The sequence below is a fragment of the Romboutsia hominis genome, from assembly GCF_900002575.1.
In the GTDB taxonomy this organism is placed as follows: Bacteria; Bacillota; Clostridia; order Peptostreptococcales; family Peptostreptococcaceae; genus Romboutsia_C; species Romboutsia_C hominis.
The window spans coordinates 428,469-440,546 of record NZ_LN650648.1; the positions used below are offsets into that span (position 1 = coordinate 428,469).

Genomic DNA, 12,078 nt, shown 5'->3' on the forward strand with positions numbered 1-12,078 from the left:
CTATAAGGAGGAATTACTATGGGAGGTAAAAGTAGTATTAGTGAGATAATTAAATTTGCAGGAACATATATATCTGTATGTATAGGGTCTGGATTTGCTACCGGACAAGAAATAATGCAATTTTTTTCAGCACATGGGATAGTTAGTATATTGTCAAATTTAATATGTATGGGTTTACTAGCATATTGTGGATCTAGTTTATTAGAAATCGGGAAAACTCAAAAACTAAGAAGTAGCAATGATATATTTACATATTTATGTGGAAATTATATAGGTGGATTTTTTAAATTATTTATGCCTATATTTTTCTTTTGTAGCTTTATGGTTATGATATCAGGGGCAGGAGCATCTATAAATCAATATTATGGGATAGATAAACAAATAGGTTCCATAATAATAGGATTGCTAGCATTAGTATCTGTACTTATGGGAATGAATAAGGTTATAGATATCTTGGGTAATATAGGTCCAATTATAGCTATAATGTCAGTAGGAGTTGGAGTAGTAACTATTGCAAGAAATTATGAATCTCTTTGTGCTGTTAATCAAATATTAACAACGATAGATGTTACTAAACCAGTAGATCACTGGTTAACTACAAGCATAATATACACAGGACTAAACCTAATAATAGCTACACCATTTTTAGTTGGAGTAGGTTCTACAGCAAAAAAGAAAAGCAGTTGTATATGGGGAGGCATTATTGGTGGAGTATTATTTATGGCAGCTGCTATAGCTCTTAATTTAGGAATAATGTCTGATATAGAAAATATATACATAACTGAAATACCTACTTTATACATGGCTGACAAAATTGGTCCAATCGTAGGGGCTATGTTCTCACTTATGTTAATTGCGGGAATATATACAACTGCAGTTCCGTTACTATGGACTGTATGCACAAGCTATTTTAAGGAAAAGAGTAGTAAGTTCACAGGCATAGCAATATTTTGTACTGTATTAGGAATAATCGGAGGAAGATTACCTTTTGCAACACTAGTAAAACTTATATATCCACTATCAGGTATGTTTGGAGTTATAATACTAATATCCATATTTGTAAATAAGATAAAAAATAATGTATTTGGTATTAATATTAAATATAAAGGTTTATAATATTTGATATAATAAATACATAATTAAAATACTAAGGAGAAAGATATGACAAAACAGCTAGAAATAGATTATGCATTTGGATATGTTTACGACAAAAGCAAGTTAGTAGTAATGTATCCAGTAGGAAGTAATATAATAGATGAAAACGAATATGAGATGGAAGTTGAAGTTGCTTTCTTAGAAGATGGAATAGAGGTTGCATTTGAAGAAAGTGACATAAAAGAAGCAAATGATACTATAAAACCATTAGAAATGTTTTTGATGAAACCAAGCAAAATAATACCATTTGTAACAAGTATAAAAGACTATGAAAGTAAAGAAGAAAATAAAAAATTATTAAAAGAATTTGATGAAGAATATAAAGTAAAGGAAAGTTACATAAATAAAGGATATGAGATAAGAGATGTATATCATGTATTTGAGAATGTGGTAAAATATATACCTCAAGAAAATTTAGATACTTTAAACATATTAAAAATAGAAAAAGAAAAATTTGATATGGACAAATTCATAGAAACTACTAAAAATAATTTAGATGAGGCTATAAACAGTGAATTAATACCTGTTAATATGGAAAAAAGTAACCTAACAAATAGATTATTCCTTAAAACATCAAAAGATACAAGTGCTAAATATGTAGTATTTGGAACAGATATAAGCACATATTCAGAAGGGATACTTTGTGCAAACAAAGAAATAATAAAAGATATGGATTTAGATATGGGAGATCTTGAAGTATCAAATACAAAAGATGTTGGATATCTTATAGAAGAAGTTGATGGATACCTAACATTTAAAATATCAAATTATAATAGTCAAACACCTAATGGAAATCAACTAGCACAAATAGTAGATTATAGCGGCGTATTTAAGAAAATGATGATTGATTTTATAGGTCAATTTATAAAATAAAGAATATATTTACATAAATAAAAAATAGAAAAAGTGTCTAGATTTATAGATACTTTTTCTATTTTTAATAAAAAAATTAAACATTATTAAAATATAAAGTAAGTTAAATAATAATTTTTCAAAAGTTTATCTATTATCATGTATTAATAATAAATAAGCTCCACCAGCTAGTTGATTATTACAATCTATTCTTCCAACTAAATCATTTCCCTTAGATATATAACCATCAGAGTCAACTTTACCAATAGGCGAATTATTTATATGGTGAGAATGAATAGTACCATCTTCTTCTACTCTCCCAATTGGATTATCACTAAGATCATACATAACATTATCACAAACTTTACCAATAGGACAGTCATGATATAAATGATTATGGACAATGTTATTAGCATCTAATCTTGCAACAGGTCTAGCATTATAAGGAAATCTAACCATTTCAAACATACTTATCACACCTCTCAAAATAAATGTAAAGATTTTGAAAATTAATACAATAATAAAATTCTATATTTATTAACTTACACCTTTTAAATAAAACAAAAATACATAATACATGAATTTAGGTATAAACAACAATATATATAAAATATATTTCTTAAAAAGGTTTTTGATACATATATTTTTATATAAATTATTTTTATAAAGGAGATTATATGTATACTGAATATATTAAAAGAAGGATAAAAGATATAGAGCCTTGGTTAATAGAGGTGAGGAGAGAATTTCACAAGTATCCAGAATTATCATTAAATGAATATAATACTAAAAATAGAATATTAAATTACTTAAAAGAAATGAATATAGAGTATACAGAATTTGAAAAACACAACGGAGTTATGGCTTACATTATAAAACCAGAAAATAAGATAACTATAGGAATTAGAGCTGACATGGATGCGTTACCAATAAATGAAGAAAACGAAATTAATTATAAATCAAAAAATAAAGGTGTAATGCATGCTTGCGGACATGATGCTCATATAGCTATGCTACTTGGAGCATGTAAGATTTTAAATGATATGAAAGATAAGTTACATGTAAATGTAAAATTTCTATTTCAACCAGCAGAGGAAACAGTAGGAGGAGCAAAATTTTTAGTAGAAGATAGATGTATGAAAAATCCAGATGTAAATTATATGTTTGGATTACATGTAATGCCATATTTAGAGACTGGATATATAGAGACAAAATATAATATATTAAATGCAAGCACTGATAGTTTAAAAATTATTATAAAAGGTAAAAAATCTCATGGAGCATACCCAGAATCAGGAAAGGATGCTATAGTAGTAGCTTCTAGTATAATTTTAGCACTACAAAGCATAGTAAGTAGAAATATATCACCATTAGATAGTGCAGTTTTGACAATTGGCAAAATTATGGGAGGAGAAGCTCAAAATATTATATGTGAAGAGGTTTCAATGAATGGAATATTAAGAACAATAAACAAAAATACAAGAAAAGAAATGATAAAAAGGATAGAAAATATAGTATCAGATATATGTAGAGCATTTGATTGTAAAGGAGAAGTATTATGGGGAAGCGATGGGTATCCTCCTGTAGTAAATGATGATTATCTAGTAGATATAGTAGCTGAAAGTACAGAAAAATTATTTGGAAAAGATAGATTTATACTAAAGGAGAAGCCATCTTTAGGAGGAGAAGATTTTTCTTATTATTTAGAAGAATGTAAAGGTGTTTTTTATCATATCGGTTGCAGGAATAGTAATCAAGAGGTTACTCAGCTTCATACTTCTACATTTAATATAGATGAAAGATGCTTAGAAGTAGGAACTCTAATGCATATAGCAAATGTTTTATATTTTAATAAAAATTAATTATAAAATTTTGTATATAGAAAAATTAAATAGTTAAACTTAAAAAATAAAATTTAAATTTATTTGTTGTTTTATATATTGACAACTATGTATAAAAATGTAATAATAAATAAAAATGAAAACAAAATAATACTAAATCAGCTTTAAAATAGTCCAGAGAGACTAAAAAGATATTAATGTTTACACTAGTAGTATAGAAATTACTATCCTTTTATCATGCTGATAAAAGGATTTTTTTATGAAATAAAAAAGTTTTATCTTTGGACAACTTAAAAAGGCGGGGTTTTGAATAAAACTAGGAGGATTTATCATGACATTTAAAAAGTTAGTATCATTAGCAACTGTAACTGTATTATCAGCATCATTATTAGTAGGATGTTCAGGCGGAGAAAGTGAAAAGAAAGATGATGGTAAATTAAAAATAGCTATGGTAACAGATGTAGCAGGAGTAAATGATCAATCATTTAATCAATCTGCATGGGAAGGTCTAGAGAAGGCAAAAAAAGATTTAGGAGTAGATGTTACATACTTAGAATCAAAGCAAGATTCAGACTATGCAAGTAACATAGAAACTTTAGTAGACCAAGATACAGATTTAATACTAGGGGTAGGTATGAAATTAGCACCAGCTATAGAAGAAGCAGCTAAAATGTATCCAGACCAAAAGTTTGCTTTAATAGATGAAACATATAAAGAAGTACCTAAAAATGTAGAAGCAGTGCAATTTAACTCAGAACAATCTGCATATTTAGCAGGTATAGTTGCTGGTAAAATGACTAAGACTAATAACGTAGGATTTATAGGTGGTATGGAGTTACCAGTTATAGAAGCATTCCAATATGGATATATGGCAGGGGTAAAAGCTACAAATCCAGAAGCTAAAATACAAGTTCAATATGCAAACTCATTTACAGACCAAGCAAAAGGTAAGGCTATAGCTAAGCAAATGTATTCTCAAGGTGCTGATATAATATTCACTGCAGGTGGAGATGTTGGTACTGGAGCTATAGAAGCTGCCAAGGAAGAAGGTAAATATGCTATAGGTGTTGATAGAGATCAAAGTTCTCTAGCGCCTAAAAATGTATTAACTTCAGCTATAAAAAGGGTTGACGTTGGTGTATATGATGTAGTCGAGAAGTTAAAAGAAGATAAGTTTGAAGGTGGAACAACAACAATATATGGCCTAAAAGAAGGTGCTGTTGGATTACCTGAAAGTACTAAAAACTTAGTACCACAAGATGTAATGGATTATGTAAATCAACAAATTGAAAAGTTTGAAAAAGGTGAATTAAAAGCACCTAAAAATGAAAAAGAATATAATGAAATGGTAAATCAATAGAATAATTTTTAATCTACTATAACTATAAAAATAGAGCTATCTTATAAGATAGCTCTATTTTGTATTTATTAATATTAAGCTAAGCCTAATATGTTAAATAAACAAGTTGTCATAAAGCAAATTGTAAATGCTATTACAGTAGGTAGTAAAAATCCGATTAAAGTCCATTTAGCACTACCTGTTTCCTTTTTTATAGTAATTAAGGTAGTAGCACAAGGCCAATGAAGTAAGCTAAATAACATAACATTAAGTGCTGTTAGATAAGTCCATCCATTATCTCTTAAAACTGTTCCTAAAGCTGAAAGTTCATCTAATTCAATCATTGAACCTGTAGCCAAATAAGACATTAGTAAAACTGGTATGACTATTTCATTTGCAGGTAAACCAAGTATAAAGGCCAAAAGAATAAATCCATCAAGACCTATAAATTTAGCTATTGGATCAAGGAAATTTGCTACATGAACTAGAATACTCATGTCTCCTATATAAATATTAGCAAATACCCATGTCACAATACCAGCAGGTATGGCAACTATAATTGCTCTGTATAAGACAAATAAAGTTCTATCAATAATAGATGTATATAAAACTCTTCCTACTTGAGGAGTTCTGTATGGTGGAAGCTCTAGTGTAAAAGTAGAAGGAACTCCTTTTAATAGTGTCTTTGACAACCCATAAGAGACTAAAAGTGTTATTAATATACCAAATACTACTATCAAAGCAATGCAAAGAGCAGTTACTATACTTGTAGAAGTGGAACTTGCAATGGCTGAAGAGAAAAATATTGTAGCTACAGCAATCAAAGTTGGAAATCTACCATTACAAGGAACAAAGTTATTGGTAAGTATTGCAATTAGTCTTTCTCTTGGAGAATCAATTATTCTACAACCTATAACACCAGCAGCATTACAACCAAATCCCATACACATAGTAAGACATTGTTTACCATGACAACATGCTTTTTTAAATAAATGATCTAAGTTAAATGCAACTCTAGGAAGATACCCAAAATCCTCAAGTAAAGTAAATAGTGGGAAAAATATTGCCATAGGTGGCAACATTACAGAAACAACCCAAGCCAGAGTTCTATACATACCAAAAGTAAGCATTTCATTTAACCAAACAGGTAGATGTATAGTTTCTAAAAAATTATATATATGTGGTTCTATACCAAAAAGTACATTAGATATCATCTGTGAAGGATAGTTTGCACCTTGTATAGTTAACCAAAGTATAAAAGCAAGACACAATAGCATTAAAGGAATTCCAAATACTTTAGATGTAATAATCTTATCTATTTTATCATCTCTCTTGTACTTTATATCACTTTTTATATTTATAGATAAATTATATAGTTCAGAAGCATATTCATAATTAGTCTTACTTATACTATCTCTTATTGATTTTTTATCTATATTTAGTGGAAGTTTTGATTTAATTAAATCAATTGATTTGTTACAGTCACCATCTACATAGTCATTCATAGATTTATAAATACTATTATCTCCATCAATAAGCCTTAAAGCAAGCCATCTAGATTTTATAAAAGGAATATATTCTTTTAAGTCTTTTTCTATAATACTTACATAACTCTCAATTTCTTTATTATATTTTATAATTTTATTATTATACTCGTATTGATTTAATACTACTTTATCTAAAGTACATAAAAGTTCATCAATTCCTTTTTTATTTCTAGCTGATGTCAAAACAACAGGTATTCCTAGATATTTTTCTATTTTGTCCTTATTAATAGAAATACCTTTTTTCTCAGCTTCATCAATTAGATTTATGCAAAGTATAACTTTATCAGTTAATTCCATAATTTGAAAAACTAGATTGAAATTTCTTTCTAAAGATGTAGCATCAGCAACAACAATAACTGCGTCTGGATTTCCAAAACAAGCAAAATCCCTAGCCACCATTTCTTCCTGTGATGCAGCAAATAGAGAGTAAGTACCTGGTAAATCTACTAAAGCATATTCTTTATTATTGTATTTAAAATCCCCACGAGCAGTGCAAACTGTTTTACCAGGCCAATTGCCAGTATGTTGCTTTAAGCCGGTTAAAGTATTAAAAACAGTACTTTTACCAGTGTTAGGGTTACCAGCTAAGGCAATGACATACTGGTTGGGCTTTCTTTCAATGTCAAACATATCTTTTAAGGATTTTGCTTTTGTAGAGTCATGAGTTAAACCCATAATAAATCCCCCCTTTATAAAACTAAAAATTAAATTCTAGAAACAATAATGTTATCTCCCTCTTCTTTTCTAAGGGCTATTTTTGCTCCTCTTATATCGTATACTGTTAAATTATTTTTAGGTCCTTTTCTTATAACATGAACTAATGCACCATCTGTAAGACCTAGAGCAAGCATTCTTTCTCTTATATATCCATCAGTTAAAAGTTGTTTAACTATAACTGTAGAGTTTATATCTATATCACTGAGCTTAGTCATAATGCACCTCCATAAAATTCAAACTTAGTCTAAGCTAACTTTCACACTAAATACTATGAAAAAATTATAAGAAATGTTACATAAAAGTACTATTAAAAATAGGCATTTAATATATTTAATATAAGACACATAGGAGGTTAAAACAATGAATAATGAGTATTACACATTTAATGAATATATAAAAAATAATAAACTTAGTCCTAGCGAAGAAGACTATATTGAGATGATATATAGATTATATCTAGAAAATAAGAAAATTAAAGTTGCTGAAGTTGCATTAGCGCTAAATGTAAAAATACCATCAGCAAGTAAGATGGTAAAAAGGCTGAGCGGTAAAAATTTATTGGAACATGAAAGATATGGATGTATAAATTTAAGTCGTGAAGGCAAGAAAATTGGAGAAAAATTATTAAAAAGGCATGACACTATAGAATCGTTTTTAAAAATTATAGGTGTTCAAAATAATCTTCATGAAGAAACTGAAAAAATTGAACATACTATTAGGGAAGAAACATTAGAAAAAATAAGTTTATTAGTAGGATTTTTAGGTGAAAATAAATCTATATTGAAAGAGTTTAAAGACTATATATTAGAAAAGGCGATGCATATTAATAAAAATAACTAATAATTAAATATATATTGTTAAAAATAACTTATAGAATGATTGAATACAAAATATTAAATTTAACATAAATTGAACAAAAGAAAAGGAGACATACTTTATGAATAAGGATAGCATAAAAGTTATTCCACTTGGAGGTCTTGGAGAAATAGGAAAAAATATAACTGCGATAGAGTATAATAATGAAATAATCATTATTGATTGTGGGATATCTTTTCCGGATGAAGATATGTATGGAGTAGATTTAGTTATACCAGATATACGATATCTGTTAGATAAAAAAGATAAAGTAAAGGGAATGTTTTTAACACATGGACACGAAGACCATATAGGAGCTATACCATATATATTAAAACAGTTAAATATACCAGTATACGGAACGAAACTTACAATAGGACTAGTAGAGAATAAGTTAAAGGAACATGATTTGTTAAATCATGTAGATTTAAACCCTGTAAAAGCTGGTCAAAGTATAAAATTAGAAAATATGAAAATAGAATTTATCAGGATGACTCATAGTATAGCCGATGCGTGTGGATTAGCCATACACACACCTTTAGGTATAATACTTCATACAGGAGACTTTAAGATAGATTACACTCCTATAGATGGGCGAATGACAGATTTAAACAGAATAGCTACACTGGGCAAAAAAGGTGTACTACTTTTAATGGCAGATAGCACAAATGTTGAAAGAAGTGGACATTCTATATCTGAAAAAACTATAGGAGAAACATTAAATAGAATTTTTACAAATGCTAAAGGAAGAATAATTGTAGCTACATTTGCTTCTAATATTCATAGAATGCAACAGATAGTAAATGCATCTGTAATGCAAAATCGTAAAGTAGTATTTAGTGGGAGAAGTATGGAAAATATATCTCAAGTAGCTATGGAACTAGGATATTTGCATATACCTACAGAATACATAGTAGATATAGATGATATAAGTAAGTATCCAAATAATGAAATAACTATAATAACAACAGGAAGCCAGGGAGAACCAATGGCGGGTCTTTCTAGAATAGCTTATGGATCACATAGAAAGATAATTATAGAACCAGACGACTTTTTTATAATATCTGCATCACCTATACCTGGTAATGATAAGTTAGTTTCTAGGGTTATAAACCAATTATTTAAAAAAGGTGTAGATGTTATATATGAGGATTTAGAAGAAATCCATGTGTCAGGACATGCCTATCAAGAGGAGTTAAAGCTTATTCATAGCTTAGTTAAGCCTAAGTACTTTATGCCAGTACACGGAGAATATAGACACTTAAAACATCATAAAGATTTGGCTATAAAGTTAGGAATGAAGCCTCAAAATGTATTTACCTTAGAAACTGGACAAGTGTTAGAAATAACTAATGAAGGGGTAAATGCAAATAAAAGAGTTCATACAGGGGTTATATTTGTAGATGGTTTAGGAGTTGGTGATGTAGGAAATATTGTACTTAGAGATAGAAGAGATTTAGCTAAAGATGGAATGGTAACTATTGTAGTTGCTATAAATAGAGATAGTTATAGTATAGTAGCAGGTCCAGACGTAATAACTAGAGGATTTATATACGCTAGAGAAGCAGAGGATTTAATAAATAAAATAAAGGAGGTATCAAAAGAAGAGATAGAAAAATGCCTAGAACAAGAAATATTGGAGTGGCAAATACTAAAAACAAATATTAAAAGATCCATAGAACAATTGCTATACCATAAAACTAAAAGAAGACCTATTGTTTTCCCTATAATAATGGAAGTATAGTATATAAAGATATATTAAATAATATAACAAAAAATTAAAAAGCCTTCTATTTGTTTATTTTAAACTAATAGAAGACTTTTTAATTTTTTACTACTTATTAGAGTTAGAAAGTGCTTTTGAGTACCACTTTAAAGATTTAGTATAGTCTTTTTCAATACCAAGTCCATCTTTATACATATTAGCTACTTTTATCTGTGCATATCCGTTCCCACCTTCAGCTAATTTAAGGTATATATCAAATGCTTTAGTATAGTCGATTTTACCTAAAGTCCCATTATAGTAGTTATCAGCATCTATTAGTCTTTTATCCTCAATATCATCGCTAAAATTAGAATTTTCAATAACTAACTCTTCAAAGTTGCCAAAATCTTCAATAGTGTAAGGAATATTAATATCATTATTCATATTTATATTAGAAAAATCTAAGATATCATTATTAATCCAATAATTTAATGCTTTATTATAGTCTTTATTTTCTCCATAGCCATTATAGTATAAATAGTCCAAAACATCTTTGGCTAATATATAGCCTAAATCGACAAGTTTCTCTAAATAGGCATGAGCTTTACAATAGTCTTTTTTATCTTCAGAGAAAACATAGATTAATGCTAGGTTAAACATAGCAGTTAAATTTCCTAAATCCTTAGCCTTTTCAAAGTAATATACACTATCTTCTAAATTTTTATTTACCCCTTCTCCATTAAAAGATAAAACACCGAGCATGTTAAAAGCTTCAGCTATATTAAAAGTGGAAGCTTTTAAATATAAACCAAATGCTTTTTTAAAATTTTTTTCTACATCTAGGCCATAATAGTATATATTTCCTAAATTAAAAAATCGAATCCCATTATTTATATATTTATTTTCTGTATTTATAAAACTCAAATATATCTCCTCCAATAAAGTTACATAAGACTTTAACACTTATTATATTACTAAATATAATATGAATGAAATTTATAAAGGGTGAATTAAAATATACTATATGTAGGACTATAGTGGAATTGTTTACGATATAGAAATTACCATATAAAATGAAAAAGGTTAAGGTTATAGGCATAGCTGAGAATTATGTATCTCATTATGTTTAGATGTTTAACAAATACTATATAAAGTTTAAATTATGTAGTTATTATAATGACAGTATCAATAGGAGCTTTAGCCTTTATGCTTCTTTATAAACTGGCAAATGTAAATATTTCAGAAATAATGAGAAAAGTAATTACGATAAAAGTCTTGGGATTTTATGATAATGAGGTAAGTATTTATATACAGAGAAAGTACAATGTTTGGTAGAATAGCAGGTTACAAAAGTTATATAATTGCATTTATATTTAAAATAGTATTATGATTAATTATCAATATATCCATGTATCATAATTAAAAAATGTAGAAATAGTGGAATTTCTCAAATCTGTCGATTAATGATGTAAATTGCAAATATAAAATTATATCAAAAATAAACCGTCCTACATAATATATCTTAAGAGTATAAAAACTCTAGAATATAAATGACAACAGGAGGTAAATATATGAGTAATATGTTAGACAGATTCTTTGGAGGCTGTGAAGGTGGATTTGGAGCATGGTGGATAATAGTACTATTTTTCTTATTCCTAGCATTTGGAGATGTATGGTGTGAAATAGATATATGTTCATGGATACCATTTTTAATATTATTATTAATAATATGTGGACAAGAAGGATTCTTTGATTGTTAAATTAAACTAAATATAATTAAATTAAAAAGCTAAGAGTAAAATCTTAGCTTTTTAAATTATTTTAAAACAAAACTTAAAAAAATAAGTATTTTTGCTGATTTACTTGTATATTTTAATATATTTGTGAATACTTAATATATATAAATATATATATTAAAAATACAAAAAATAATCTTGAAATATTGAAAAGTTGAATGTATAATATAACCTTAAAGTGAAAATAAGAGAAAAAATATTACATTTTTAAACAAATTTCACTAATACGAATAAAAATATATATAAAAATACGGTTATCAAAAATTAAATA

The 12,078-nt window shown here is 27.6% G+C and carries 11 protein-coding genes; 7 read left to right on the forward strand and 4 right to left on the reverse strand.

Going from position 1 to position 12,078, the window contains the following annotated elements; all coding sequences use genetic code 11:
- Positions 1 to 18 precede the first annotated feature (18 nt).
- Together FRIFI_RS01920 and FRIFI_RS01925 are read left to right on the forward strand one after the other, a co-directional pair.
- On the forward strand, positions 19 to 1,116 hold the full coding sequence (locus FRIFI_RS01920; protein ID WP_092923102.1) for a YkvI family membrane protein: 1,098 nt from the start codon (positions 19 to 21) through the stop codon (positions 1,114 to 1,116).
- A 45-nt stretch (positions 1,117 to 1,161) separates the two neighbouring features.
- On the forward strand, positions 1,162 to 2,028 hold the full coding sequence (locus tag FRIFI_RS01925; RefSeq protein WP_166504850.1) for a hypothetical protein: 867 nt from the start codon (positions 1,162 to 1,164) through the stop codon (positions 2,026 to 2,028).
- Between the two features lie 126 nt (positions 2,029 to 2,154).
- Here FRIFI_RS01925 and FRIFI_RS01930 read toward each other — a convergent pair whose 3' ends face one another.
- Positions 2,155 to 2,475, reverse strand: coding sequence for a hypothetical protein (locus tag FRIFI_RS01930; RefSeq protein ID WP_166504851.1), 321 nt, complete (start codon positions 2,473 to 2,475; stop codon positions 2,155 to 2,157).
- 209 nt (positions 2,476 to 2,684) lie between these two features.
- Here FRIFI_RS01930 and FRIFI_RS01935 point away from each other — a divergent pair, with 209 nt between their 5' ends.
- Both FRIFI_RS01935 and FRIFI_RS01940 read left to right on the forward strand, forming a co-directional pair.
- Positions 2,685 to 3,869 (forward strand): M20 metallopeptidase family protein, encoded by a 1,185-nt coding sequence (locus tag FRIFI_RS01935; RefSeq protein WP_166504852.1) that lies wholly within the window; start codon positions 2,685 to 2,687, stop codon positions 3,867 to 3,869.
- A 310-nt stretch (positions 3,870 to 4,179) separates the two neighbouring features.
- Positions 4,180 to 5,208 (forward strand): BMP family lipoprotein, encoded by a 1,029-nt coding sequence (locus tag FRIFI_RS01940; RefSeq protein ID WP_166504853.1) that lies wholly within the window; start codon positions 4,180 to 4,182, stop codon positions 5,206 to 5,208.
- Between the two features lie 74 nt (positions 5,209 to 5,282).
- Here the strand turns inward: FRIFI_RS01940 and feoB are convergent, their stop codons facing one another.
- Together feoB and FRIFI_RS01950 are read right to left on the reverse strand one after the other, a co-directional pair.
- Positions 5,283 to 7,409 carry a ferrous iron transport protein B gene (gene feoB / locus FRIFI_RS01945; RefSeq protein WP_166504854.1) on the reverse strand — a complete coding sequence of 709 codons (2,127 nt, stop codon included), beginning with the start codon at positions 7,407 to 7,409 and terminating at the stop codon, positions 5,283 to 5,285.
- 29 nt (positions 7,410 to 7,438) lie between these two features.
- Positions 7,439 to 7,666, reverse strand: coding sequence for a FeoA family protein (locus tag FRIFI_RS01950; protein WP_092923120.1), 228 nt, complete (start codon positions 7,664 to 7,666; stop codon positions 7,439 to 7,441).
- A 145-nt stretch (positions 7,667 to 7,811) separates the two neighbouring features.
- On the opposite strand from FRIFI_RS01950, the gene FRIFI_RS01955 reads away from it, so the two are divergent.
- On the forward strand, positions 7,812 to 8,291 hold the full coding sequence (locus tag FRIFI_RS01955; RefSeq protein ID WP_166504855.1) for a metal-dependent transcriptional regulator: 480 nt from the start codon (positions 7,812 to 7,814) through the stop codon (positions 8,289 to 8,291).
- A 97-nt stretch (positions 8,292 to 8,388) separates the two neighbouring features.
- The gene (locus tag FRIFI_RS01960; protein ID WP_166504856.1) at positions 8,389 to 10,050 is read left to right on the forward strand and encodes a ribonuclease J; all 1,662 of its coding nucleotides are present in this window, start codon (positions 8,389 to 8,391) and stop codon (positions 10,048 to 10,050) included.
- 90 nt (positions 10,051 to 10,140) lie between these two features.
- On the opposite strand, the gene FRIFI_RS01965 is transcribed toward FRIFI_RS01960, so the two are convergent.
- Positions 10,141 to 10,935: a tetratricopeptide repeat protein gene (locus tag FRIFI_RS01965; RefSeq protein ID WP_166504857.1), complete on the reverse strand. Its 795-nt coding sequence runs from the start codon at positions 10,933 to 10,935 to the stop codon at positions 10,141 to 10,143.
- 656 nt (positions 10,936 to 11,591) lie between these two features.
- On the opposite strand from FRIFI_RS01965, the gene FRIFI_RS01975 reads away from it, so the two are divergent.
- Complete coding sequence (locus tag FRIFI_RS01975) at positions 11,592 to 11,771, forward strand: hypothetical protein (protein WP_092923302.1); 180 nt, start codon at positions 11,592 to 11,594, stop codon at positions 11,769 to 11,771.
- Positions 11,772 to 12,078 lie beyond the last annotated feature (307 nt).

What these genes read in the sequence shown, in the direction of transcription:
- FRIFI_RS01920 (WP_092923102.1), top strand. Translation starts at nt 19, where the DNA reads ATGGGAGGTAAAAGTAGTATTAGTGAGATAATTAAATTTGCAGGAACA.
- FRIFI_RS01925 (WP_166504850.1), top strand. Translation starts at nt 1,162, where the DNA reads ATGACAAAACAGCTAGAAATAGATTATGCATTTGGATATGTTTACGAC.
- FRIFI_RS01930 (WP_166504851.1), bottom strand. Translation starts at nt 2,475, where the DNA reads ATGTTTGAAATGGTTAGATTTCCTTATAATGCTAGACCTGTTGCAAGA.
- FRIFI_RS01935 (WP_166504852.1), top strand. Translation starts at nt 2,685, where the DNA reads ATGTATACTGAATATATTAAAAGAAGGATAAAAGATATAGAGCCTTGG.
- FRIFI_RS01940 (WP_166504853.1), top strand. Translation starts at nt 4,180, where the DNA reads ATGACATTTAAAAAGTTAGTATCATTAGCAACTGTAACTGTATTATCA.
- feoB (WP_166504854.1), bottom strand. Translation starts at nt 7,409, where the DNA reads ATGGGTTTAACTCATGACTCTACAAAAGCAAAATCCTTAAAAGATATG.
- FRIFI_RS01950 (WP_092923120.1), bottom strand. Translation starts at nt 7,666, where the DNA reads ATGACTAAGCTCAGTGATATAGATATAAACTCTACAGTTATAGTTAAA.
- FRIFI_RS01955 (WP_166504855.1), top strand. Translation starts at nt 7,812, where the DNA reads ATGAATAATGAGTATTACACATTTAATGAATATATAAAAAATAATAAA.
- FRIFI_RS01960 (WP_166504856.1), top strand. Translation starts at nt 8,389, where the DNA reads ATGAATAAGGATAGCATAAAAGTTATTCCACTTGGAGGTCTTGGAGAA.
- FRIFI_RS01975 (WP_092923302.1), top strand. Translation starts at nt 11,592, where the DNA reads ATGTTAGACAGATTCTTTGGAGGCTGTGAAGGTGGATTTGGAGCATGG.